Raw genomic sequence first — 26,776 nt, 5'->3', positions numbered from 1 at the left:
CTCCTGTAATTAAGTAAACTCTTATTTCTTCTTTCTGTGTTTCTTTTGACTGCTTCTTGCAGCTTTTGATGTAGCAGACTTCTTATACTTATGTACCTTATAGACCTTTCTGCCACTTTCCTTCTCGGAATCACTCTTATTCTTCTTAAGAGCCTTTCCTTTAGATTTGTTCTTTTTCTTAAGCTCAGAAATTTCTTTAAGGATTTCTTTTTTCTTTTTGTCTTTTGTAGATTCTTCCTTGTGCTTTTTGCTCTTTTTCTTATCTTTATGAGCATTTTCTGATGATTTTTCTTCAGGTACATCCAAAGAAAGCTTTGAAATCTTAGCTGCCCTTAGCTTTGCAGGAGTTTTGCGCTCAGATCCCCCTGCCCTTCTGCCCGTATTGGTTTTCCCCGATAAGCGGCCGGAAGCCTTTCTACCTTTTACAAGCCTCAGTCTTCCGTTTTCATCTTCTTCGTAGTAGTCCTCTTCATAAAAATCATCGTCATCAAAGTCATGATCCTGCGCTACAAAATCATCATGTACAATTCTAAAGTCTATGGTTCTGCTAAGCCTGTCTGTATCATGAACCTTGATCTTAACAGTCTGCCCCAGGCAATATACATTACCTGTGCGCTCACCTACAAGTCTGTAATTATCTTCATCAAATATATAGAAATCATCCTCCATTGTGGCAGCAGGAACCATACCCTCGCAGGTATTTGGTAGTTCAACAAACATCCCCCACCCTGTAACACCTGACACAACACCTTCAAAGACTTCTCCGATATGAGTTTCCATATACTGTGCTTTTTTAAGCTTATCAGTTTCTCTCTCAGCTTCTTCGGCACGTCTTTCTGTTTCGGAGGAATGCTTTGCGACCTCTTCGAGGATGTCATTATAATGTTTTATTTTCTCATCATTCATTCTGCCACGAAGATAATCCTTTATGATTCGGTGTATCTGAAGATCAGGATATCTTCTGATAGGCGATGTAAAGTGGCAGTAATATTTGCATGCAAGGCCATAATGGCCAAGACATTCTGTGCTGTATTTTGCCTGCATCATACTTCTAAGAGCAATCCTGCTAATTACAGCTTCTTCATCTGAACCTTCAATCTTTTCAAGAAGCTTTTGAATCTCTGCAGGCCTGATTTCTTCACCCCTGACATTGAGGTGAAGCCCTAATCTGGAAATAAAAGCATTCAAATTGGCAATTTTTTCCATATCCGGTTGTTCATGCACTCTGTAAACAAACGGAGCCTGCATCCAGAAAAAGTGCTCCGCTATAGTTTCATTTGCAGCAAGCATGAAGCTTTCGATCATACTGGTCGCCGTATTTGCTACACGAATCTTAATGTCTAAAGGATTTCCATCCTTGTCGAGAATGATCTTAGCTTCAGGGAAGTCAAAGTCAATTGCTCCTCTCTTTTCTCTCTTTTTCTTTAAAATCTCAGAGAGCTTTGCCATTTCCTTAAACATAGGAACAAGATCTTTATATCTTGATATTTCCTTAGGATCTTCGTCCTCCAAAATCGCTGCAACAGATGTATATGTCATTCGTTCATCTACATTTATAACTGTTTCAGCAATCTGATGAGAAAGTACCGCTCCGTTTGAATCAATATCCATAAGACAGCTAAGTGCCAATCTGTCTTCCCCATGATTAAGAGAACATATACCATTACTGAGCTTATGAGGAAGCATGGGAATAACCCTGTCAACAAGATAAACACTGGTTCCGCGTTTTAATGCTTCTCTGTCCAGTGCACTACCTTCCTGAACATAATTTGTTACATCTGCAATGTGTACCCCTAAATGATAAATGCCGTCCTTAACTGAAAGTGATACCGCATCATCAAGGTCTTTAGCATCCTCACCATCTATCGTAACCATCTGAACATTTCTTAAATCCAGTCGTCCCTGATAATCTCCTTCTATAAGATGATCCTTGCATTTTTCTGCCTGATTCATCACCTTTTCAGGAAAAGCATTTGGCAGATCGTATCCTTCTACAATTGATAATATATCAACACCTGGATCATTTATATTTCCAATAATACTCTCAATTTTTCCTTCAGGCTTTCTGTCCTTCTTGGGATCACCGTAATAAGTTATATTAACTACAACCTTATCTCCTGAAACTGCACCCTTTGAATGCTCCTTGAGAACAAATATATCCTGAGTGAATTTCAGATTGTCCGGGATCACAAAACCAAAGGTATGTCCATCCTGATAAGTGCCCACAATTCTGTCTATAGCTCTTACCAGAATATTGACTATTCTTCCTTCGTCTCTTTGTCCGCCGTTCTCGTTTTTTTCTGATGTTATAGTTACTTCAACCGTATCACCCAAAAAAGCACCTGCGGTATATTCCTCCGGAATGAATATATCTTCATCCCTTCCTTCTACTTCCACAAATCCGAAGCCTCTCTGATTAGAAACGAAGGTTCCAACTATATTCTGTTTATTTGTCATTATTTTCTTTTTACTCATACTTCTTTCCTAAAGAGAATCCGTCTCCGGTTGTTTACAAAAGTGATAAACCTGTAATTACTACAGAAAAAGGGCACTCAAATGAGTGCCCTTCAAGGAACGATTAAAAAATCAAAATACAGTCATATTAAGTACTACACTAAGAACAATAAAGAGTACTGATAAACAAACTGTAATTTTCTTAAGAACTCCTTCTTTGGAGCGTCCCTTAATCTTGCCCCAATAAGTAGTCTCTGCAAAACCCTGAATAGCACCAAGTCCCTGAGTCTTGCCTTCCTGAGCAAGAACAAGAGTAACAAGTGCAACACAATCAATAATAAAAATAATTGCCAAAACAATTTTCAATGCTGCCACGAAAAATCCCTCCTAAAATTTCACAAATACTTGTTTAACATATCACAAATATTTATAAAAATCAACAATTATAGCCTCTTATTTCTTTATAAGAAGTGATTTACCTGTCATCTCAGCAGGCTGCTCATAACCCATGCACTCGATAAGTGTAGGAATGATATCTGCAAGACATCCGCCCTCTCTGAGAGTATAAGCAGGATCATAGTTTACAAGAATAAAAGGTACAGGATTGGTTGTATGAGCTGTGAAAGGTTCACCTGTCTCATAATCGATCATCATGTCAGCGTTACCATGGTCAGCACAGATAAACATTGTTCCGTTCTTAGCCTTAACCGCTTCAACGATCTTACCTACACATGTATCAACAGTCTCTACAGCCTTCACTGCTGCATCGATAACACCTGTATGTCCAACCATATCAGGATTAGCAAAGTTAGTAACAACTACATCATATTTGTCTGAGTTAATAGCTTCAAGAACTCTGTCACAAACTTCAGGAGCGCTCATCTGAGGCTTAAGATCATATGTGGGAACATCCTTAGGTGAGTTAACAAGAATTCTGTCCTCTCCTTCATTAGGCTCCTCTACGCCACCGTTAAAGAAGAAAGTAACATGCGCATATTTCTCTGTCTCAGCAATACGTGCCTGCTTCATACCCTTAGCTGCAAGCCATTCACCAAATGTATTGTTAAGAAGTACCTTTTTAAATGCGATTTCCTTGTTAGGGATGAGCGGATCATAATCTGTAAAGCAAACATATGTAGTCTTGATACGTGCACCCCTGTCAAACTTGTCAAAATCATCATCGCAGAAGCAGTGTGTGATTTCTCTTGCTCTGTCAGGACGGAAGTTGAAGAAGATAATAGAATCATTATCCTTGATAGTAGCTGTGGGAGCACCATCCTTCATGATAACTGTAGGAATAACAAACTCATCTGTCTTGCCATCCTTATATGTCTGTACCATGCACTCATGTGCGCTGTCAGCCTTATTGCCCTCGCCCTTTGTCATGGCATCGTAAGCAACCTTAACTCTGTCATAGTTGTTATCTCTATCCATTGCATAATATCTTCCGGAAATAGTAGCAACAGCACCTACGCCGAGTTCCTTCATCTTGTCCTCAAGCTGCTGTACAAAGTCAATTCCTGATTCCGGAGGTGTATCACGTCCGTCAAGGAAGCAATGAACATAAACCTTTGAAAGACCATTTTTCTTAGCAAGTTCAAGAAGACCATAAATATGTGTAATATGGCTGTGAACACCTCCATCACTTACAAGTCCGTACATATGAAGTGCTGAATCATTCTTCTTGCAATTGTCAATTGCTGCCATAAGGCCTTCATTTGTGAAGAAATCTCCATCCTCGATAGACTTTGTGATTCTGGTAAGTTCCTGATATACAATACGTCCGGCACCCATGTTCATATGCCCTACTTCAGAGTTACCCATCTGACCATCAGGAAGACCTACAGCAAGTCCGCTTGCATTACCTCTAACATAAGGATATTCCTTCATAAGTCCATCAAGAACCGGTGTATTTGCCATAGCAATAGCATTGCCCTTCGGATTATCATTAATTCCGAATCCATCCATAATAAGTAAAACTGTTGGTTTAGAACCCTGCATTTTAATATGCCTCCATTTTATTTAATATCGCAAAAAAGCGATTCATAAGTTTCCACATTGTAGTATACCCATAAATCGCTTCTATTTCAAATAAAGTTTTTATAATAATTATCAGCAGACACTAATTGCTTTTAAGTACATTTGAATCTTATTATTTATTTCATTAATTTCTTCATTGCTAAGCTTCATCTTCTTTTTGTTAATGACATTATATTCAATGACCTTTATAAGCTGCGAATCAGAACTGTTTTCAATCTCAGAATCCTTATATAGAATATTCTCTTTTGCCATTACTGCCAACAAAAGGAGTATATCTTTTTTCAGGGATTCAGCAGAAAATTCGTTCTTAACAATCTCATCTGCGAAATCAAAAATACAATTTGCAGTCAAACGAACAGCATCATCAGAAAATACATCCTGCATATCAAGAAGGATTGTTATTCCCGCAAAGATCATAAGATCAAAATCATAGCCTTTGCCTTCATCTGTTTTATCAAAAAGATTTCTGCACAGTTCATTAGTAAAAATCTTATATTTCTTCTGTCTGCTCATCTTTTGCGGCATTCCGGCCATGAGAGAGTGATCATATGTATTCTTTATCTCTATATCCGTATGAGACAATTCTGTAAATGCCCAAAGAAGTGCATATCTATCCTTCAAGTCGAGAAGTTTTATATCTTTCTTATCGGTCATAAGATAATGGGCAGCGTCAAGTCCTGCATGGATACAGTCTCTTGCAAATATTGCATCCAGATCATCATAAACTCTTGATACAACACACATTATGCCTACAAACAAAGATGTTCTGTATATACTTTGACCGAGACTTCCATCTTCATCCTGCTCCTCATACAGCTTTTCAATTAAAGGACTTGTTGTTTCAACAAAGCTTCTGTAATAAGCTTCATCAAAATTATCCACTCCATTTTTTGTTAAAAGCTCATGTCTGTAAAGCCTGTAAGCCAGATTCACCAGTCTGCCCATATCTGACTTATCATCCAGTGTCTTCTTTATGCACTCATCAAATACTTTTTCAATAATTTCAGAATTCATTTTCCCCAACCCTTTTTGAACAGATTATTTTTCTTTTCTTACTCCAAGCTTTTCAGATTTTGGTCTCGCATTTCTTCTGAATTTATCAGCGGATGCCTTCTTATGCACTCCCGACGCATCACGCATCTTTCGGCTATCCTTGCCATATCTTCCGTCGTAGCTGCGTCCAAATCCGGAATCTCTGCCGTCTCTTCTTCCGCCTTCTCTTCTCTTTCCGTCTCTTGAACCACGACCTTCCCCACGGCCTCTGCCATCTCTATCATATCTGCCGTTTCTGCCATCTCTTCTTTCACGGCTTCTCTGGCCTCTGTAGAGATCACGCTTTCTTGGTTTAAGATCAAGTTCCTCAGGAGCCTTGCCCATCTTAAGTCTCATAAGTCCAGCTGCAAGCTGTTCTATTGAATATTCATCCTCAGCAACTTTATCGTTAAGAAACTCAAGGCAATCTGTTATATCTCCTGATTCAATAAGATCTGTAACCTCAGCAAAAAGCTTTCTTGCTTTCGCTCTTGTGATTTCCTTTGCAGAAGGAACTTCACCTTCTTCAATCTTTGTATGACAGATTTTCTCTATCTCTCTAAGCTTGTACATCTCTCTGGGAGAAACCAGTGAGAATGACTGACCGCTTTTTCCTGCTCTTCCGGTACGTCCGATTCTATGCACATAATACTCTATATCTTCCGGAATATCATAATTAAAAACTGCTGTAACACCGCTTACATCAATACCTCTTGCAGCAACATCAGTAGCAATAAGAAAATCTGCCTGTCCGAATCTAAACAGATTCATTACTGTATCTCTCTGATACTGTGAAAGGTCACCATGCAGCCCCTCAGCTCTGTAACCCTTATTTTTTAGAATACCGGTAAGCTCGTCTACTTTCTTCTTTGTATTACAAAATACCAGACTTCTTGCAGGCTGATGATATTCTATAAGTCTTGTCAGAACCTCTTCCTTAAATGTGGTGGGAATGCAATAAAAATACTGTTCAATAGACTTAACTGTAATCTCCTTCGGAGTCATTTTTATATACTCAGCATCATGCTGATATTTTCTTGTGATCTGTAAAATAGGCTCGGGCATAGTTGCTGAAAACAGAGCCGTCTGCTTTTCCTCGGGCATCCCATCAAGGATGGTCTCGATGTCTTCTCTAAAGCCCATATCAAGCATCTCGTCTGCTTCATCAAGAACAAGCACACGAACATCGTTCATCTTCATAGTGTGGCGTCTCATATGATCCATGACACGTCCGGGGGTGCCAACTACTATCTGTACACCTGAAGACAGTGCACGTATCTGTCTTGAAATGTCCTGACCTCCATAAACAGGAAGTACCTTTATGCCGTGCATATATTTACCAAAACTTCTGATATCATCAGCTGCCTGCATTGCCAGCTCTCTTGTAGGGCAAAGAACAACTGCTTGAAGGTGTTTACTCTCAGGGTCGATTTTTTGCAGAAGCGGTATACCAAAGGCAGCGGTCTTTCCTGTCCCGGTCTGAGCCTGTCCGATAATATCCACACCCTTCATCATTACGGGAATAGCAGCTTTCTGAATAGGTGACATATACTCAAATCCCATTTCGGTAACTGCTCTTAAAACGCGCTCGTCGATTCCTTCCGCTTCGTCATAGCGAACTTTATCTTCTTCTTTGTTTTCAACTGTTTTCGCAGCTTTTTCCTTGTATTCGGATTTTCTCTGTTCCTTATCTTTTCCACCTGAAACAGCTTCTGAAATTCCTTCAATATTCTTCTTGATTTCGTCTAAAATATTTGACATATAACCTCTTTCTTTGACTACCCTCGTCATCAGCTTCGTGTTAAACACTTTAAAAAAGAAATCAATGCAAATATTAAAAGCCAATATATAAGGGTAAAAAATAGGAGACGCACATCATTAAATGTCGTCCCCTTTTAACATTCAAATTACACAGTGTTAAACTATAACATCATTTTAAGTTTTACACAAGTAAATTAAAAATATTTTTTCGATTTTATCACATCTCACCACTCATTACATCTTTATTCTTTATAATGTAATCACACAGGGATATGATTGTAAGAGCTAATGCTATATACATGATAACAGTTGTAACAATCTGTAACTGAGGTATATTAACAATCATCAGAATAACCATTATCATCTGAAAAGTTGTTTTGAATTTTCCCCAATAGCTGGCAGCAATTACACGTCCATTTTCTACAGCTATAAGTCTGAATCCACTTATAATAAATTCCCTGGCTATAATAATTACGACAATCCAGGAAGGTATACGTCCCAGCTCTATAAGACAGATTATTGCACTGCACACCAAAAGCTTATCTGCAAGAGGATCCATGAATTTTCCAAAATCAGTAACCAGATTGTACTTTCTTGCAATCTTGCCATCAGCAAGGTCAGTTAATGAAGCAACTATAAATATGGTAACCGCTATCCACTTGTCAGCTTCGCCGAAAATATTTGCAAGTAAAAACAAAACAAAAAATGGAATCAAAATAACTCTAAAAATAGTCAGCTTATTCGGTAAATTCATCTTCATCGTCTTCCCCCTCCATTAGCTCCCCTATCAGGTCGTAATCATTTGAGCCGGTAATAAGCACTTCAACAAATTGCCCACTCATAAGATCATATGGCACATTCATTATAAAAAGATATCCATCAACATCCGGCGCATCCATATAAGTTCTTGCCACATAAGTACTGCCTTCATAGTCATCATCGTCATCATCTGTGATTCTCCCCTCGATAACGGCGCTGACAATCTGACCGATTCTGTTATTAGCTGCTTCAAAGGCAATACCCTGTTGCAGTTCCATTATATCATTACGGCGCTGTTCTTTCACCTCCTCAGATATCTGATCAGGCATTTCACCGGCAACCGTTTCCTCTTCCTGCGAGTAGGCAAAACAGCCAAGTCTGTCAAACTTCATCTCTTTCACAAATTCAAGTGTTTCCTTGTGGTCCTCCTCTGTTTCTCCCGGGAATCCTGAGATAAGAGTAGTCCTTATACAGATATCAGGAATAGCTTCTCTGATCTGCGCTATTCTCTCTGTTATTTCAGCCCTGTTTGTTGCTCTACCCATCTGTTTTAAGATATGATCCGATCCGCTCTGAATAGGAATATCCAGGTAATTACATACCTTGGGCAATTCTTTTATGGTATCAATGAGCGTTTTAGTGATCTCTTCAGGATAACAATACATAATTCTTATCCATTTAAGATCTTCTATCGCAGAAAGCTTCCTGAGAAGTTCAGGCAGCTTCTTTTCACCGTACAGATCAATTCCATAAAGGGTTGTCTCCTGAGCTACAAGAATAAGTTCAGTAACTCCCTGTTCAACAAGGGCTTTGGCAGACGCAACAAGTTCCTCCATCGGTACACTTCTGTATCTTCCTCTAACCTTTGGAATTACGCAGTAAGTACAGTTTTTGTTACAGCCCTCAGCAATTTTAAGATAATTATACTGTCCGCCTGTAGTCTGTATTCTTTTAAGATTTCCATATGGCTTTTTGTCAAGGCCATCAAGAAAAACGCGTTTATCCCCTGTATTGCATATAAATGCTGAGCCATCCGGTATATCTTTTTTATCAGGCTCATCTTCACTTTCTGCAAGAACAGAATCAAGTGCTTCTACGATATGTTCAACAGAAGCAGTACCTATTATTCTGTCAACCTCGGGGATTTCCTTCAGTACCTCTTCCCTATAGCGTTCTGCTAGGCACCCCGTAACTATAAGAGCTTTATATTTCCCGCTCTTTCTATACTCACCAAGCTCGATGATTGTATTTATACTTTCTTCTTTCGCATCACCAATAAAGCAGCATGTGTTTACCACTGCTGCTTCGGCTATTTCTTCATCATCTGTAAATTCATGCCCTCTCTGCGAAAGCATACCGAGCATAACTTCAGAGTCTACACGGTTCTTGTCACAGCCAAGAGATACAAATAATATTTTCATAGATTTTTTCAGGAATTAAGCTTCCTCTGTCGCTCCTTCGTCCTTAGAATCAAGAAGTGCTTCTTTTTCTTCATCAGAAAGGATTCTAAGCTTATCTGCATTAAGCTCATCAACAGCTATTGAAAGGAATTTCTCCTTATCCTTTACTCTAACCATAGGCTCATCACCGGCAATAAGCTGTCTTGCTCTCTTAGCTGTTGCCATAACTATAGAATATCTTGAGCTGATGATAGGCTCATTTCCTTCCTCGACGTCCTTATTAACTACCTTCATAAGATCAACATATGACGGATGTATCATGTTATTCCTCCATTAAATATATAAAATTGTTTATTTTAATTCAGAAAGCTGGGCCTGAATATCCTCAATAAATTCTTTATTGCGATCAGGTGTAAAATGTGCCGCCTGAATTATCTCATGCATCTGCTTTACACATGCATCGAGATTGTCATTGATTACTATATTATCATACTCGTCAATACCCTGTCCTTCTTCTTTTGCTCTGAGCAATCTTCCGTGTATGACATCTTCAGTTTCAGTGCCTCTTCCTCTGAGTCTTTTCTCCAGTTCTTCAACTGAAGGAGGCGTAATAAAAAGAAGCAATGCTTTAGGGAATTTCTTCTTAATCTGAAGTGCTCCCTGAATTTCGATTTCAAGAATTACGTCTTTACCGGCATCAAGCTTTTCCTGTACAAATTTCTTGGGTGTGCCATAATAATTTCCCACATAGTTTGCATATTCCACAAGCCCGTCCTCAGAAATCAGCTTTTCAAATTCTTCCTTTGTAATGAAAAAATATTCTCTGCCGTTCTCTTCTCCGGGCCTGGGCTGTCTGGTGGTAGCAGATACAGATAATGCATAATTATCATATCTTTTTATAAGCTCCTTCATCAGAGTTCCCTTACCGGCACCTGAAAATCCGGACACAACAACTATAATTCCTTTATTTGACATATTTCTCAAACCTGTCCTTACCAAAAATTATTCGATATTCTGAATCTGTTCACGAACCTTCTCTACATCAGTTTTAAGACTGATTCCCTTATCGGATATCTCAAGATCCGTGGATTTTGACAAGATAGTATTTGATTCTCTGTTCATCTCCTGTGCAAGGAAGTCCAGCTTTCTGCCGATTCCTTCCTTATCATCGCCTTTGTTCAAGGCATCCCTCATAGCTTTTATATGACTGCGAAGTCTTACAAGTTCCTCATCAACGCTTACTTTATCAGCATATAAAGTAACCTCCATGATAAGTCTGTTCTCATCAACAGCTTTATCTTCAAGGAGCTCTTTAACCTTATCACGGAGTTTATTTCTGTATTCCTCGATGATCACAGGTGATCGCTCGGTAATAAACTCTACACTTTCAAGCATGCCGGCCAGCTTCTCGTCAAGGTCCTTATGAAGGAATTCTCCCTCCTTTTGTCTGGTATTGGCAAATTCCTCGCCTGCAGCATCTATTGCTTTCTTAAGTGTCTCCCAGAGTTCTTCTTCATCAAGCTCAACATCCTCCATGCTAAATACATCGGGATATTTTGACAATGAAGAAACACGGATATCATTATCGATTCCAAAGTCCCGGGACATCTGCTTAAGATATTCAAGATACTCAGCAGCAATTTCCTTATTATATCTTACCTTGGTGTCTGCCTCGGAAAAATCCTCATAAGTAATAAAAACATCAACTTTACCGCGTTTTACAAAGGCTTTTAGTTCATTCCTTATCTTGGATTCAAGTGCGTTGAACTTTTTTGGCATCTTAATGTTGATGTCAAGATAACGGTTATTCACAGATTTCATCTCAACTGTGAATTTATGCTTCTCATCAGCCACTTCACTTCTGCCGTAGCCGGTCATACTGAAAACCATATGTAACCTCACAATCCGGTATTCACCCATTTATTTTTTTAGGCATTTCTATTTTTTCACACATAATTTAATAGAATTGTCCTTTATTATAATAAAATGTTTAAGCCTTGTTCGTCAATGTGTTTATCCTTATACTATTTCCTTAATACCTGAAATATCGGTTCCTATCACCATGGAATAATTTGTGTAGTAGACAACAAACCCAGGCTTTGCCCCACCCGGCTTTTTAACATCTTTTCTTCTAAGGTAGTCTATTTCCACCTTATCCTGCTCTTTTCCCTTTGAATAAAAAGCTGCAAGAGCCGCTGCTTCTTCAAAGGTTCTGTCAGGAACTTCTTTTCCTTCGGTAATAAGAACAACATGAGATCCCGGAATGCCCTTTGCATGAAACCACCAATCGCCACCATTTGCCATTTTAAATGTAAGTTCATCATTCTGATAATTATTCTTACCGACATAGATATGAAAACCGTCACTGCTCACATAATGGAAAGGCTTACTTTTGGATTTCCCGTTTTTATTATTCCTGGAATTTTTGCCCTTGCCGTTTATTCTCTCAGCAGCACTGCCCTTTATATACCCGCCCTCTATCAGTTCTCTCCTTATATCGGTAAGGTCATCCTCCTGCCGGGCAATATCAAGAGATGCTGCTATTGATTCAAGGTGTGAAACTGTCTGAGACACTTCCTGCATCTGTGTCTGAAGTGCTTCAGCAGTTCTCTTTAGTTTTGTATATCTGTCAAAATACTTCTTGGCATTCTGAGCAATCGTAAGCGTATTATCAAGTGGAATGGTAACATCTTTTCCGGTGTTGTAATCGTTTACAGTAATAGACTTGGCATCAGGCTCTGCCCCATATCCGTAAACCGTCAGAAGCTCACCATATATTCTGTACTTTTCTTTTTTCTCGGTGTCTTTAAGCTGATTAGTCTGAAGATCAAGAGTTCTGATATTTCTCTCAAGTGCTGTTGCTACCAGCTTTCGGAGATCAGATGACTTCTGTCTGATTCTTGTTACAGCATTTTTTTCAGCATAAAAGTCAAGAAGAAGGGCTGATATCTCTTTGTATTGTTTATAGTCGGAATCCAATCCCCCATGATACATGGTAAGAGGTACTGAAGCATACTCCTTGGGCTTTTCATTTATATAGATCATCTCAGGTAAAAAATTGCCATTTTTTATGTCAGTCACAAGTTCTGAAAAACAGCGCCACAGATTTTCAGACTCATCTTTTTCAAGTGCAATGGCGGATTTATCACTATCAATCCCCGCTCTAAAGCATATTTCCTGTGATATAACAGGTGAAAGCCCGGTGAACGTAGTATAAAGTGCCTTAAACACAGGCTGTCCTTTTGAAGGGATCATGCTCATAAACTCATCCTTGGAGACCTCTAAAGGATCAAACTTATTCTGAGTTTCCGGAACAAAATAATCTCTGCCCGGAAGGACCTCTCTGACAGAGCTGACAGATGAAGGAATATGTTTAATAGAATCAATAATCTTATTATCCTCATCAACAAATATAATATTACTGTATTTTCCCATCAGCTCTATAAGCAAAGTCTTATGTCTCAGGTCACCCATTTCATCAAGGTGCTCTATCTCTATTCTGATAATTCTCTCAAGCCCCGGCTGATGCACAGCGATTATCTTACCGTTCTGAACATGCTTTCTTAAAAGCATACAGAAATTCGGAGCAACCATTGGACTCTGCTTGTTTTCATCAGTCATATAAACGAGAGGAAGTGACGCATCGGAAGACATAAAAAGCCTTCTCTGCCCGCCTCCGTTCTCCACAGCCTTACGCACTGTGATCAAAAGCTCATCCTTTTCAGTCTGAGCAATTTTATATATTCTACCGCCAATAAGCTCTGTCTTTAAATCGCGAACAATATTGGCAACTGTAATTCCGTCAAATGCCATATATTTTACCTCTTAATAGCGTCTGCATTCTTTGTCAAGCAAATCAAAATTGACATAGTCCACAACTCTTCCATTGGAATTTTTAACTACCGCAAAGTGCAGGCCTTTTCTTCCTATCATTATATCGTTGTCGTTAATTTCAAGCTTAAAATCACTATCATTAAAGCTGTCCCAGCTTCCCTTAATATCATAGGACAGATTATCGCTGATTTTTCCTTTTATTTCCTTGCTGTCCTTAGTCGCGTAGCTTTCATTACTTTCACTGTTTATAGCAGCAATAAGCGTTAAATCCTCTCCCTTTGGGATATCTTCACTTATTCCCAAAGTTTTCAGTGCTGCAATATTAGCGTCTGTAAGTCTCATAGCACCGCTTTTTCTGGTTGTGATAAATAAGGTATAATCACCACTTTCTACGTATTCCTTGATTGCTTCGAGGTATTCCTGAATATCAGTCTGCTTTAAGTGTATGTCACCTCTTTGTGAAAACAGGTTGATATAAGAACCAAGAGCTCCCTTGCAGGTAATATAAAAATCTGTATCATATGTATCAATTTCAGAAAGCGGAATTTCAAGTCCATAAGTTCCATCCGGATTTTGTTCCATGAAATAAGTTGTAAGGCTGTCGTAGTTACCGCCCACTCGGACATCAACTTCCATTTTTTCTATTTTCTCAAGAACACCCTTAATATCGGAAACAACTATCTTAAGGTTTTCGCCTTCTTCAGTAAAACTGCAGCTACAGGATGCTCCCTCGTAATTCTGTTCGAGAGCCATCTCATCTGTAATTCCGGCAAGTTCATTCATAAAATGAGACTTTCTGTCCAGCTCGGCCTTTTCATAGTCCATTCCGTATTCTTCAAGTAAAGTCATCTTGTCTGAAAACAGATTTGTTCCAAGTCCCAGCCTGTCACCTTCAATATCAGCACCAAGAGCAGCTACCGTAGTCGGAAACATATCAAAAGTAGTATACTCACGCATATTATGAGAAGCATTTTGCGCATCGGAATTTATAAAGCAGGTATACACCCTTCTGGTATAGTCTTTGGGTATCTGTGCACAAAAATCAGCATCCATTGTGGGATGGTCCCCTACAAGGACAATTGTAGTATTTTCATAAAAATCCTGGTCCTTAACCCAATTCACAAACTCAGCAGTCTGTCTGCTGGAACAGGCAAATACATTGGAATACTGATCATCAAACTCATTTTCGCAGAGTCTGCAAGTGTAACCATCTTCAAAATGAGTGTCAACTGTAAGAAGAGTCATGTTGAAGGGTTCAGGATTTTTAGAGATTTCAAGAAGTCTCTTCTTTGCAAAGTCAAAAAGCTTCTCATCTTCAAAGCCCCACCACACGCCGTAGTCCTGAGGTATCCATTCAACCTCCTTGGCATAGGGGTAGTCAATAATATCAAAATCACCATGAGTCTTGAAGAAAAGCTCACGACCTCCAAAAGCCGCATTGGATCCACAAAGGTATTCCTGATGATAGCCTTCATTCTTTAAAATATCACCAAGTCCTTTGACCGTAGGGAAAAAGGTCTCCTGCGCAGACATACTGTTAGCATCTATACTTATCTGAAGAGGCAGACCCGTTGACTGTGCAAAAATAGCGCCCATGGTCCAATCAGTTCCCGGCATTGAAAATCCGCCATTTAAAGTGTCAGTCCCGTCACTGAAGCATTCGTTCTCAACAGCAAGGTCTGTAAGCTCAGGAATTCTGCTCTTGTCAAAGCCGCCACCATGCTCCTTATCTGTATCCGTAACCTCTGTTGACTCCAGATAAATGTATATAAGATTCCTTTTCTTTTCCGGAAAAGTTATTGATACAGTATTAGGATCTGCATAATTATCCTTTATAAATGTAGAAGCATGAATCTGCTGATCAATGTAGGAAGTCATATCAAGCTGTATCCATGTATATGTCAATGCAGCAACTAATGCTATTACTCCTAATGCTCCCGCTATATGATTTCTTTTTCTTCCAAAAGCTTCCTTTTTTGAAAATGAAAGAAATAAAAAAACAAGCAAAGAAACCACAACTGTAGGTAGCAGTGCCTTCATAATAAATAGTTTTATCATTGCATGTGATGCCCCTGACAAAGACATTTTCACATTAAATACAAGTTCATTCACCGTCATGGAGTTCCAGGTATGAAAAAACCACCAGGATGTAAAAAATAATAAAAATGGTATGCCTATAAGGGCTGTTGCAATTATGTTCTTTAAAAAGCTACTCTTTTTCACGAATACTCCCCAAAAAATGTTATAATCATATATGTTTTTCAAACTTAAATATTTTAGCATATAAAGTTACTTAATATCAAAAAAATCCTGAATTTTCATTTGTCCCATATGGCAGAACAAAATAATTAGTTTAAGGATAAAATCTAGATGAAATTAAAATTTTCAAAAAACTTTTCAAAGCTTATTTCCTTTTTTATCATAGCATCCATATGCTCATCTTTTTTAACAGGATGTGCTTCTGATAATGAGCAAAAAAATAAGATTGCCAACATGCGAAATCTTTTTTCAGAAGAAAAATTCATAATCCATGCATGTGGAGAAATTGCAGATGAGTCCGGAACCATATATGATTACACGAATTCAAAAGAAGCCCTTGAAAATTCCTATGCAAACGGCAACAGAATAATAGAAGTTGATTTTCATTATACATCAGATCATGTGCTTGTATGCGGTCATGCATGGGGAGATCTCTACCTTGACGGGAAACAAATGACTCCGGGCGAAGCTCCAACGTATGATGAATTCATGAAATGCAAGGTAATGGATAAATTTACCGCGCTTACATTCGACGATATAGCAGAATTCATGAAGAAAAATGAAGATTTGGTGATTGTTACGGATACAAAGGAAACAGATATAGATACCTACAAAACAATAGCAAAAAAATATCCTGAGCTCACAGACCGCTTCGTAGTTCAGATATATCATGCATCCGAATATGATGATGTGAAAAAAGCAGGTTTTCCCCTGATCATCTATACTCTCTACGAAGCCACGGAAAATGAACTTACTAAGAATTCTCTTCTTAAAGCGGCAAAAAAGAATCTCGTAGGCTTCACATACCATATAGATCTTCTAGATAATCCCGCTTTCGAAGACATTATGAAACAAACAGACACCCCAAAATACATCCATACCGTTAATAGCAATGAAGATATTCAAAGGTGCTTCGATTCAGGTGCAGTTGCCGTATATACCGACAGAACAGATTTAATGTTTCAGTAATTCTTCCATTTCATTCCATTTAAAATTTTTAAGCGCTTTATCAAGCTTACAAACAAGTTCTTTGTCTGTATCCGACAGCTTGCACTTTTCAAGCTCATCAAGAATCATCTCTGCTGAGTCAAAATCCTCAGACTCAACAATTTCGGCAAGGGATCTGTATGCTTCCTCAAGCTCGTCCCGGTCAATTGATTTCTTATTATTTTCACATTCAGCAGTAAGTGTGTCCAGTATAGACAGTTTACTTTCATAGCTTCTGAACATATCAAGCAGCTTTTGAGTATTCTCACTAATAAAATCGAGATTGTTTTCTCTTCCTGCTTCTTCAAGCTTATATGAAAGCTCTGAAAGCTCTGTAGCTCCAATAAGCCTTGAAGTACTTTTTAGGGAATGAACCTTTGTGGTATAAAAGCTGATATCCCCTGTTCTATAAGCCTCCTCAATCTCTCCTGCTTTTGTTTGAATATTTTTATAAAAGCTGTTTAAGAATTTCAAAAAAGCTTTTTCAGTACCGCAATAAAACAAACCATCCTTAACGGAAATTCCATCTATCTCTTCTAATATTTCAAGAGTACTTTGTTTCATAACTGTAAAAATCACCCTCACGTTGTAAACATCAATTCATAGCAGACTTTTTAGTAAACTGCAGAAAATTAAAAAGCCACAGCTACCATTATACTATGTATTCAAATTAAACATATATATTTTTTTACAAAAAAAGACAGTCCGCATCCGTTAGCGAACTGCCCCAAAAAATGAAGAAAAAGAATGGATGAAAAATTGTAACTACTTAGTCACAAGTTAATTATATTATTGTTTGTCCAACAGATGTCCAACAATCGGATACCGGCTTGTGAAAAAATCAATAATCGTAGTTGTCACCAAGAAGCGCGCCTTCTGTCGTGCTTGCCCAGTAATAGGAGTTCATGTAAACACCTCTGAATGACTTTACGGCATCTTCATCACCGTCGAGGAATTTATACATATCACAATCAATTAGCTCCGGGCAGATTCTCATAGCACCGCTTTTTATTTCAAGAATGTCACTTATCTCATAATTCTTAAGTGTATCCTTCAGGCTACGAATGACCACATCCATCTGCTTCTGCATAGCTCTGTCATACATACCGTCTTCCCAGAGAGCTGCAAAGGCTTCAGCTCTTGTGACGGTTCCACCTTTATTATCAATGAGAAATGCCAATAGTTCTTTGGATTTGGACCTTTTAAATACAACCGTTTCTCCCTTGACAAAGAGATCAAAGTTACCAAAGGTCACAGCCTTACACAAATATTCAGAATCATCCCTATTATCAATAACATACTGAACTTCCTGCAGAAGCTTGTCTCTTGCTATTGGTTTTAGCAGATACCCCTCTGCATGAATTGAGAATGCATCTACTGCGTACTCCGAATATCCCGTCAGAAAAATAATAGATGTCTGCGGACTCTTCTCTTTTATGGTTTTGGCCAGAGTCATTCCATCCATCTCAGGCATATCTACGTCAAGAAGAGCCAGGTCTATTGTATTTTCATTCATGTAATTTAATGCATCAATACCTGATGTAAAACCCTGAACCTCTTCAAAGAAACCAAAGTCCTCTAAAAGAGCCACAGTAAGATCCAAAATCAAAGTCTCGTCATCAACGCAAATCGCTTTCATCATCTTTCTCCATACAAGGTATTTTCACCGTTACAGTTGTTCCAACATCAATAACACTCTCAACTGTAAGTTCTCCTCCGCAGAGCGTATTTAGTCTGTCTTTTATTGTCTTCAGGCCAAAATGCTCTTCCTCTGATGTCTTTAGTTTTTCAACATCAAATCCCTTACCGTTATCACGAACGGTTATTACATGAAAACCGGATTCTGTCTTTACTGTTATCCAGATGCTTCCGGCTTTCCGTATTCTTACCCCGTGCCTTATAGCATTTTCAACAATTGGTTGTAATGTAAGAGCAGGAAGTTCGAAGTTATCATCTTCAATATCATAATCAATCCTGATGTTCGGAAATCTTGTAATCTCAATTTCCGAGTATACTCTCGTATGTTCAAACTCCTTTTCAAAAGGAATCAGTTCATTTTTATCAAGAGCACCTATATTGATTCTAAGATATCTGCCGAATTTCTCTGCCAAAGCAAAGGCTTTCTTCGGGTCAGTCAGGCATAGCGCCTGTATTGTAGAAAGAGTATTAAACAAAAAGTGAGGCTGAATCTGAGACATCATAATCTCTATTCTCTTTTCATCCTCAAGTGCCTTATCATGCTTTTTTATAAACTGCAGATGGAGCCAGAAATAATAAAACAATGCACCCGTCACAAGCGCAACCGTCTGAAATGAAATACTAGTATCAAACATGCCGCTTACATCAAAGCCCACACATATTGCAATAATACATGCTATAACAGCCGGTATAACACTAATGATCTTCTTTTCATTTTTATATTCTTTAACAGAAAGCACTACAAGCCATACAAGTAGTATACCGCTTACTATATGACATGTGTAACCCAAAGGTCCCCTGCTAAAATGATTATCCTTAGTAATAGTAAATGAAAGGTCTGAATAAAGAGCTGTAGAGTAAACCATCAGGTTTATAATTGCCAATATCCATGGTCTCTTATCCTCAGTCAAAAGTCTGATGAACAGAACTATGACCACAGGTCTTACTATATAACAGTACATGCTGGAAATCAGCCGCATGAACACCATGCTGTTATCTTCCTGACAAAAGGTTTCAAACTGAGTAACTATCACAATTGAAAAAATAAGAATGACATTTTGTAATAGTATTTTCCGTTTGTCTTTATTTATATATTTGTCAATAAAAATTACTACAGCAAGGCATAAAAGCTGTAATAGCAGCGACAGATTAAGCGCTATTAAACTGTGAAGCGTTATATTCATATTTTAATGTCCCCAATAGCATAAACATACCAAATTTTATTGAGAACATCTTAAATCATTGTGTCCAACAAATGTCCAACATATTCATTTTGACAATTTTCAATTATATAAAACAGTACTTTTCTTCTGACAAAGACAATCAGACAGGAAAGAAGTATCGCAAAAACTAAAACAATTATTGATTTTGTTATAACCTCCTGCGGAAGCGGGTCAATATACCAATAAGGTCCCGGCTTCATATGGATGCCAAGTGCATCATCGATAAACATACCAAAAAAGCAATGGTACAAGAGTATAACCATTGTATTTTTTCCAATCCAGGAAAATATATCGGAAATAAAATACAGCATTGATACTATCCTGCACAGGAAAATGTATGCAAATCCTGTAAGAACAGACTGACCTACAAAGACAATTGTAGTCATTATCCCAAAATTGCCAAAGTTTCCGGCATAAATGTTATCATTTCCTCCGACCTTAAAAAGAATCCAGAATACTGTAATGCAGAAAAGGGAAATGAAAAAGGCGAAAACAACGTTTATACTAATTATCTTATCAAATAAATCCGTCTTTCTTATCCATGCTCCAATAAGAATAAGAAGCGCAAAGATCGGAGACATTCCTGCACTCCAGGGCAGAGGCGCAAATAACCTCGTAAGTAATGTTCCGAGAACAATAAGTGAAGTAACTACAATTATCATATTCTTGGTACTTTTAAAAGCAGTTACCGACACATTATAAAAGAACAAATATGCCCATATCATAGCCCAGATAAACCATACAGGTGATAGCTGAAAAAATAACATGCCACCAGTAAAGCCATTATAATAAGCCTGCGTAAACTCCGGTCTAAAAAAAGTTACTATGAGATCATTAATAACATCCTTAACCGTATAATCGTGGAATAATATAAAATATATTCCGCCAACTAAGTGCAGAAAGCACATGGTTATTGCTGCAGGTACAAAGAGCGTTATAATCCTATGTCTTAATATCTCAAGTCTGTTATCATACGCAGTATTGTAAAAATATCCTGAAACAATAAAGAAAAACGGAATAATAAACCATATAAATGATCTTATACCTTGATCAGCCATGCCGTCTTTTTGTCTGTAAACCAAATGGTATACAGCAATCATGCAAATGCCGATACCTTTAGCAATATCAAGAATTCTGACTCTGTTTTTTTGTGCTTGAAGTGAGCTCATATATTATGTTATTCCCCTTTGTAGCAAAATGCCAACATAGTAATATCGTCAAACTGTTTTGCTTCTCCGACAAATTCATCTATATCCTTGCGAACAGTTACTGTGATATCTTGTGGGTCATCGCTCTTACATTTATTCAAAGCATTAACAACTCTGTCCATACCAAATAAATCATGATTTATGTTTTCAGCCTCGGTCACACCATCAGTATATACAAATAATGTATCTCCGGGTTCAAGTTTAAACTCATGTGCACTGAATTTCGCATTTTCAACCATTCCAAGAGGCATGGAGTGTTTATAAATAACCGGTTCAAAAGCACCATCCCTGTGTCTTAATATAGGATGCTCATGTCCTGCATTGGCAACTGCGCCCTCTCCTGTCTTAAGATTTATAACAGCAAGCCATACAGTTACAAAGAATTGCTCATCATTTCCTTCACACAAAGTATTATTAACATCGAAAAATATATCGTCCGGATTGCCACGCATTGAGCAGGTTCTTATCTTGAGAAGTGTCTTTGCAATCACCATAAAAAGTGCAGCAGGGACACCTTTTCCCGATACATCTGCAATGATCATGGCGAAGTGATCCTTATCAACAAAGAAGAAATCATAAAAATCACCACCCACTTCCTTGGCCGGGTCCATTTTTGCAAATATGTCAAATTCAGTCCTGTCCGGAAAAGGCGGAAATTCTCTTGGCAACATGTCTTCCTGAATCTTAGTTGCAACATTCAGCTCAGCACCAATTCTCTCTTTCTCCGCAGTTACATTCTGAACCTCTTTTATGTAATCATCGATCTCAAGAGCCATATTGGAAAAGCTTCTGGAAAGCCTTCCTATCTCATTTTTCATTTTTATTTTGGAAAGATTTTCGACCACTTCCTTACTGTCTTTTGAGTCTTCATAATAATCGACATTATTTTTGACAGTTCTCAGAGGTACAGTTACATATAGCTTTATAAATACCAGGCACAGAATACCAAATACAATCTGGAATAAAATCACATACAAGGTGCCCTGTAAAGTAGCGCTAAATATCTCTTCATTAACCGACTCAATACTATATGTAAGTCCAAGAAAAATATGATATCCTTCAACATCAAATAAAGGTTCATATCTATCAACAAATCCGTCAGATTCAGCCATGCTGTAGGAATCACGCATGGTTGTTTTTAACTGTTCCTTTTGGCTCTGACTAAAGTCGACTGTGGTGCCAAGGATATAATAATCGCCAAAATTATTGCTTCTCTTCTTCTTACCATCTGAACCGTTTAGAAGGAAAATACATTTTTGCAGATCATTATCAGCTGCCATGCAATATATATATTTTATCTTGTATGCTATAAGCATCTGATTCATTCGGAGCACACAATTGTTGTATACAACCTCTGCATATATCTTTTTATCTTCCTCTGATAATTTATCTATATCATCTTTGGTAGCATTTGACATTGAAAAACCCGGATTTCTCTTAAGCATCGCCCTTGCCTTCACAATGGACTTATCTTTGGTATCATATTCAACATCCATATCATTTAAATGATTAAGCCAGTATTCAATGATATAGTCAATTGATTCGTACTGATTCAGATACGCAGAAAGGTCATCAAAAAGATTCTCAGCCTGCTGAACCTTCTGAGTCATGATGTTTTTTTTGGAAATTGAAGAAATAGTGAACCAGGATACAATCCCAATTACGATTGTACCCACGATAAAGAATACAAGAACTTCATAAAAAACACTGATTTCAAATTTTCTGTCTTTGTTATTCATATGTTCCGACATATGCCCCCCTCCGGCAAGTCAAAAGTTTGAATAATTATATTATAGATTATTATTTCTTCATTATGTGTGTCTTTTTTAATAAATTTACAATTTTTACACCCTTAGGAAATCCCAGAAGTTCTTCCTCTGTAACGCCCTTAGTTCGCACCATACCGATTGCATAGGCTATAACGCCTGAAAAAATGGCAATGGCAACAGCAATGAGATTAGCAAAATAATCTCTGTCCATAATAAAAGAAAGCCCTATATCAGCTATTTTGTAAACGAAAAAGGCAACTAATCCCATAATAGCCGAAGCCACGACAGGAATAATATACATCTTCATAATATCATACTTCATATCCATGGCCTTAGATACAGCATGCTCATTTAGTATGCACATAAGCAGCGAATACACAATGGTTACGATAGCAAGAGCTTTATTTCCAAGATTCGTATACAACAACAAAACAACAAGTATAATTGTCTGAACAACAAGAGCAACTGCTGCATTAATAGCAGGTATATTTACTCTTCCTATACCCTGCAATATAGCATTACTTACAGTTGAAATTGAGTAGAAAACCACCGTAATTGCCAGAAGCTGCATAAGTACACCTGCCTCATGAAGTGTCGATTTCTGAGGAAACATAAGCATAATAATCGGATCTGCCAAAACAAACAATCCTACTGCAGAAGGTATAGCTATCATATTGATCATTCTGTATACTTTCTTGATCATCTGCTCAGTTCTATCATAGTTCTTCTGCGCATAATATGTGGAAATACTCGGCATAATCGTTGCCGCTGCTGCAGCCGCTATTGACGTTGGAAAGTTGGATATTACAAGAGCTTTTCTGGAATATACACCAAGCCTTGTAACTGTCTCATTATGTGGTATTCCCCTACTATACGTCATTATTTTGGTGAATAATGTATAGTTCAGAGTGTTGGAAAAATTGTATATAGCTGTGCTGAATACAATCGGAGTGACTATCATTATAAGCAATAAGAATATCTCTCTGTAACCAAGATCCTTATGTTTATCATGAATAACCTTCCTCTTTATCACATCACGATTAATGCTATACACAAACAGCATAAAAAGAAGTGCTATTACAACACCCGATCCGGTACCTAACGCACTGCCTATTGCTCCATACATGGCCTGTACAGAATCATCGCTGTTTCTTGAAACTGCCAGTTTAACGAGAAAAAAGGCTGCTCCAACAGATACAAAAGCATTCAAAAACTGTTCCACCAGCTGAGAAACACTGGTGGGAACCATAGTTCTGTGAGCCTGAAAATATCCTCTAAGAACCCCCAATGGTCCAAAGATAAATATAATAGGTGCAAAAAAACGCAGTACAGGAATAGAATACCCATCTACCAATAACGGAGCTCCAAAAAAAACAAATAGGGTTCCCACACCGCCAACTATGAATACATAAATAAGCGCACAGTGAAAAATTCGCTGTGCGTTGCGATACTCATGTACCGCTAACCTCTGCGATATGATTTTACTCATCGCAGAGGGAATACTATATGACGAAATCAGCAATACAATAGAATATATCTGATACGCAGTACTATAATATCCATTACCCTCATCACCGATAATCCCGGTAAGTGGTGCCTGATACAAAAGTCCGATTATTCTGGATATAAAACCTGCTGTAGCAAGGATTGAACCCTGCACTATAATACTTTTCTTTTTACTCATCTTTTAATTAAGGTCTAAGCCAATCGTACATCTCCTGATATTTGGATGCAGAAACCTCCCAAGAGAAATTTGCAGCCATTGCACGATCTATCATCTTGTTCCATTCGCGCTTGTTATCGTAATAAACTCTTTCTGCTTCACGAACGGTACGCATCATCTCATGCGCATTGTAATTAAGGAATCCGAATCCGGTTCCTGTGCTCTCGTACTGATTATATGGTTCAACCGTATCCTTAAGTCCACCAGTCTGCCTTACAATCGGAATAGAGCCGTATCTTAGAGCCATGAGCTGAGAAAGTCCGCAAGGCTCAAAGAGTGAAGGCATAAGGAACGCATCGGAAGCAGCATATATCTTGTGTGAAAGCGGATTTGAGTAAAACATGTTTGCAGAAACCTTATCCGAATATTTCCAAGCAAAGTGTCTGAACATGTTCTCATACTGTTCTTCACCTGTTCCAAGAACAACTATCTGAATGGCATCCTGGCACAATTCATCAAGAACATAAGCAATAAGGTCAAATCCCTTCTGATCAGTAAGTCTGGAGATGATACCGATCATCATTGTCTTCTCATCTTCAGGAAGCCCCAATTCTCTTTGGAGTGCTCTCTTGTTCTTAACCTTCTCTTTGCGGAAGTTAATAGCATTGAAAGGATACTCAAGGAACTTGTCTGTCTCCGGATTGAATTCAGTGTAATCAATTCCGTTTACAATACCTCTAAGATCATTGGTTCTGGCCCTAAGGAGCCCATCAAGACCTTCTCCGTAAAATTCTGTCTTTATCTCATCAGCATAGGTGCTGCTGACAGTCGTTATAGCATCTGCATATACAAGACCTCCCTTTAACAAGTTAGCATCTTTATAATATCCAAGCTTGTCAGGAGTAAAGTAATAATCCGGAAGGCCTGTAATATCCTGAACATCCTTGGCATCCCACTTACCCTGGAATTTAAGGTTGTGGATAGTCATAATAGCCTTGATTCCACGGAAGAATTCATTACCCTGGAATCTCTCCTTAAGGTATACAGGTATTAGTCCTGTCTGCCAATCATGGCAATGAATGATATCCGGTCTGAAACCAATAACAGGAAGTATTGACAAAGCCGCTTTACTGAAGAATGTAAACTTTTCAATCTCCCAGATCACATCGCCGCCATAAGGCGCCATGCCGCCAAAAAAATACTCGTTATCAATAAAATAATAATGAACGCCATCTACCTCTGAATGGAAAATACCTACATACTCGCTTTTCCAATGAAAATCCATGTAGAAGTTTGATACATATTCAAGCTTATCCTTCATCTCCTGAGCCATGCAGGTATATTTTGGCAGGATAACTCTTACATCAAAATATCTTTTATCAATGTCCTTAGGTAATGATCCAACAACATCTGCCAGACCACCTGTTTTAATAAATGGTACTCCTTCTGATGCTACAAATAGAATGTTCTTCATTTAGTGCCTCCATTATCGGAAGATTTTTTATACTCAAATAAGAGTAATAATATCAGTCCTCGGTAACCTGATATTTTGCAGACTGCATAGCTATGAGCTCCTCATCTGAGAAATAATCAATTCTCATAGCTTTTTTGACGTCACTAAGAGTCTTCGCAGCAACAGCTTCAGCAACCTCAGATCCCTTCTTTATAACGTCATATACATAAGGAATATCCTTCTGGAATTCCTCTCTGCGTTTTCTAATAGGTTCAAGCTCAGACTGGAGCACATTGTTAAGGAATTTCTTAACCTTAACATCACCAAGTCCGCCTCTCTTGTAATGTGCCTTCATCTCATCAAGATTAGCATAATCCGGAGCAAACTCTGCAAAGTGTTCATCTTTTGCAAAAGCATCCAGATATATAAATACCGGATTATTTTCAACTTCTCCGGGATCTTCTACTCTTAAATGATTGGGGTCAGTAAACATTCCCATAACCTTTTTCTTTATCATCTCGGGTGATTCTGAGAGATAGATACAGTTTCCGAGAGATTTACTCATCTTGGCTGTACCATCAGTGCCCGGAAGTCTGAGACAGGCCTTGTTATCAGGAAGCAAAATATTGGGTTCAACAAGTGCCTCTCCATAAACTGAATTGAACTTGCGTACAATCTCTCTGCACTGTTCTATCATAGGCTCCTGATCCTCGCCTACAGGAACGGTAGTAGCTTTGAATGCAGTAATATCAGCAGCCTGGCTTATAGGATATGTGAAAAATCCAACAGGAATACTTGTTTCGAAATTACGCATCTGTATCTCAGACTTAACCGTAGGGTTTCTCTGAAGTCTTGATACAGTTACAAGGTTCATATAATAAAAAGAAAGCTCTGTAAGCTCCGGTATCTGTGACTGCACAAAAAGTGTACTCTTTGCAGGATCAAGACCAACAGCAAGATAATCGAGAGCAACCTCAATAACATTCTCTCTGACTTTATCAGGGTTCTCCGCATTATCTGTTAGAGCCTGTGCATCGGCAATCATAATGAAAATATCATCAAACTCGCCTGAATTCTGGAGTTCAACTCTTCTTCTAAGTGAGCCGACATAGTGTCCGACATGTAATTTACCGGTCGGACGATCGCCGGTCAAAATAACTTTACGCATATCCTTTTTTCATCTCCTCATCTAAAATTCATATAACAGATATTATATCAAAAAACTTACTATTTGTA

At 38.2% G+C, this 26,776-nt stretch carries 21 protein-coding genes; 1 reads left to right on the top strand and 20 read right to left on the bottom strand.

The features are described 5' to 3' along the window. Positions 1 to 21: 21 nt before the first annotated feature. The 12 genes from rnr to ACHCNF_RS01615 form a co-directional block, all read right to left on the bottom strand. The gene (gene rnr, locus ACHCNF_RS01670; protein WP_408071069.1) at positions 22 to 2,475 is read right to left on the bottom strand and encodes a ribonuclease R; all 2,454 of its coding nucleotides are present in this window, start codon (positions 2,473 to 2,475) and stop codon (positions 22 to 24) included. Between the two features lie 111 nt (positions 2,476 to 2,586). Then, positions 2,587 to 2,829 (bottom strand): preprotein translocase subunit SecG, encoded by a 243-nt coding sequence (secG, locus tag ACHCNF_RS01665; protein ID WP_408071068.1) that lies wholly within the window; start codon positions 2,827 to 2,829, stop codon positions 2,587 to 2,589. A gap of 78 nt (positions 2,830 to 2,907) precedes the next feature. Further along, positions 2,908 to 4,455, bottom strand: a complete 1,548-nt coding sequence (gene gpmI, locus ACHCNF_RS01660; protein ID WP_408071067.1) for a 2,3-bisphosphoglycerate-independent phosphoglycerate mutase — start codon at positions 4,453 to 4,455, stop codon at positions 2,908 to 2,910. Positions 4,456 to 4,566: 111 nt separating this feature from the next. Further along, a complete protein-coding gene (locus ACHCNF_RS01655) occupies positions 4,567 to 5,508 on the bottom strand; it encodes a hypothetical protein (RefSeq protein ID WP_408071066.1) in 942 nt (313 codons plus the stop codon). A gap of 24 nt (positions 5,509 to 5,532) precedes the next feature. Further along, positions 5,533 to 7,287 carry a DEAD/DEAH box helicase gene (locus ACHCNF_RS01650; protein ID WP_408071065.1) on the bottom strand — a complete coding sequence of 585 codons (1,755 nt, stop codon included), beginning with the start codon at positions 7,285 to 7,287 and terminating at the stop codon, positions 5,533 to 5,535. Positions 7,288 to 7,504: 217 nt separating this feature from the next. Further along, positions 7,505 to 8,041, bottom strand: coding sequence for a CDP-diacylglycerol--glycerol-3-phosphate 3-phosphatidyltransferase (gene pgsA, locus ACHCNF_RS01645; protein ID WP_408072171.1), 537 nt, complete (start codon positions 8,039 to 8,041; stop codon positions 7,505 to 7,507). After that, on the bottom strand, positions 8,025 to 9,467 hold the full coding sequence (gene rimO / locus ACHCNF_RS01640; RefSeq protein WP_408071064.1) for a 30S ribosomal protein S12 methylthiotransferase RimO: 1,443 nt from the start codon (positions 9,465 to 9,467) through the stop codon (positions 8,025 to 8,027). Before rimO ends, pgsA begins: the two co-directional genes overlap by 17 nt. Before the next feature lie 15 nt (positions 9,468 to 9,482). Then, positions 9,483 to 9,767, bottom strand: coding sequence for a DNA-directed RNA polymerase subunit omega (rpoZ, locus tag ACHCNF_RS01635; protein WP_408071063.1), 285 nt, complete (start codon positions 9,765 to 9,767; stop codon positions 9,483 to 9,485). Between the two features lie 30 nt (positions 9,768 to 9,797). Further along, positions 9,798 to 10,421 (bottom strand): guanylate kinase, encoded by a 624-nt coding sequence (gmk, locus tag ACHCNF_RS01630; RefSeq protein WP_408071062.1) that lies wholly within the window; start codon positions 10,419 to 10,421, stop codon positions 9,798 to 9,800. A 27-nt stretch (positions 10,422 to 10,448) separates the two neighbouring features. Further along, positions 10,449 to 11,336, bottom strand: a complete 888-nt coding sequence (locus tag ACHCNF_RS01625; protein WP_408071061.1) for a YicC/YloC family endoribonuclease — start codon at positions 11,334 to 11,336, stop codon at positions 10,449 to 10,451. 129 nt (positions 11,337 to 11,465) lie between these two features. After that, entirely contained in the window at positions 11,466 to 13,259 is a 1,794-nt protein-coding gene (locus ACHCNF_RS01620) for an Rqc2 family fibronectin-binding protein (protein WP_408071060.1), read from the bottom strand. Positions 13,260 to 13,271: 12 nt separating this feature from the next. Continuing rightward, entirely contained in the window at positions 13,272 to 15,503 is a 2,232-nt protein-coding gene (locus ACHCNF_RS01615) for a sulfatase-like hydrolase/transferase (RefSeq protein WP_408071059.1), read from the bottom strand. 147 nt (positions 15,504 to 15,650) lie between these two features. Here ACHCNF_RS01615 and ACHCNF_RS01610 point away from each other — a divergent pair, with 147 nt between their 5' ends. Continuing rightward, positions 15,651 to 16,508 carry a glycerophosphodiester phosphodiesterase family protein gene (locus ACHCNF_RS01610; RefSeq protein ID WP_408071058.1) on the top strand — a complete coding sequence of 286 codons (858 nt, stop codon included), beginning with the start codon at positions 15,651 to 15,653 and terminating at the stop codon, positions 16,506 to 16,508. Here the strand turns inward: ACHCNF_RS01610 and ACHCNF_RS01605 are convergent. The 8 genes from ACHCNF_RS01605 to trpS form a co-directional block, all read right to left on the bottom strand. Then, positions 16,494 to 17,090 (bottom strand): Hpt domain-containing protein, encoded by a 597-nt coding sequence (locus tag ACHCNF_RS01605; RefSeq protein ID WP_408071057.1) that lies wholly within the window; start codon positions 17,088 to 17,090, stop codon positions 16,494 to 16,496. The two genes, ACHCNF_RS01610 and ACHCNF_RS01605, sit on opposite strands and share 15 nt — an antisense overlap. 277 nt (positions 17,091 to 17,367) lie before the next feature. Beyond that, on the bottom strand, positions 17,368 to 18,168 hold the full coding sequence (locus ACHCNF_RS01600; RefSeq protein WP_408071056.1) for a response regulator: 801 nt from the start codon (positions 18,166 to 18,168) through the stop codon (positions 17,368 to 17,370). Beyond that, positions 18,146 to 19,408 (bottom strand): sensor histidine kinase, encoded by a 1,263-nt coding sequence (locus ACHCNF_RS01595; RefSeq protein WP_408071055.1) that lies wholly within the window; start codon positions 19,406 to 19,408, stop codon positions 18,146 to 18,148. The genes ACHCNF_RS01600 and ACHCNF_RS01595 overlap by 23 nt, the downstream gene beginning before the upstream one ends. Before the next feature lie 50 nt (positions 19,409 to 19,458). After that, the gene (locus ACHCNF_RS01590; protein ID WP_408071054.1) at positions 19,459 to 20,616 is read right to left on the bottom strand and encodes an acyltransferase family protein; all 1,158 of its coding nucleotides are present in this window, start codon (positions 20,614 to 20,616) and stop codon (positions 19,459 to 19,461) included. Positions 20,617 to 20,624: 8 nt separating this feature from the next. Then, positions 20,625 to 22,406: a SpoIIE family protein phosphatase gene (locus tag ACHCNF_RS01585; RefSeq protein WP_408071053.1), complete on the bottom strand. Its 1,782-nt coding sequence runs from the start codon at positions 22,404 to 22,406 to the stop codon at positions 20,625 to 20,627. Between the two features lie 49 nt (positions 22,407 to 22,455). Beyond that, positions 22,456 to 24,108 carry a putative polysaccharide biosynthesis protein gene (locus ACHCNF_RS01580; protein WP_408071052.1) on the bottom strand — a complete coding sequence of 551 codons (1,653 nt, stop codon included), beginning with the start codon at positions 24,106 to 24,108 and terminating at the stop codon, positions 22,456 to 22,458. Between the two features lie 7 nt (positions 24,109 to 24,115). Next, complete coding sequence (glgA, locus tag ACHCNF_RS01575) at positions 24,116 to 25,561, bottom strand: glycogen synthase GlgA (protein ID WP_408071051.1); 1,446 nt, start codon at positions 25,559 to 25,561, stop codon at positions 24,116 to 24,118. Positions 25,562 to 25,613: 52 nt separating this feature from the next. Next, positions 25,614 to 26,708, bottom strand: coding sequence for a tryptophan--tRNA ligase (gene trpS, locus ACHCNF_RS01570; protein WP_408071050.1), 1,095 nt, complete (start codon positions 26,706 to 26,708; stop codon positions 25,614 to 25,616). Positions 26,709 to 26,776 lie beyond the last annotated feature (68 nt).

Origin of the sequence: Butyrivibrio sp. NATIVEDY162 (genome assembly GCF_045999815.1) — a bacterium.
Classification (GTDB): Bacteria; Bacillota; Clostridia; order Lachnospirales; family Lachnospiraceae; genus Butyrivibrio.
The sequence above is the reverse complement of the archived record's forward strand: the minus strand, read 5'-3'. Positions and strand labels throughout refer to the sequence as shown.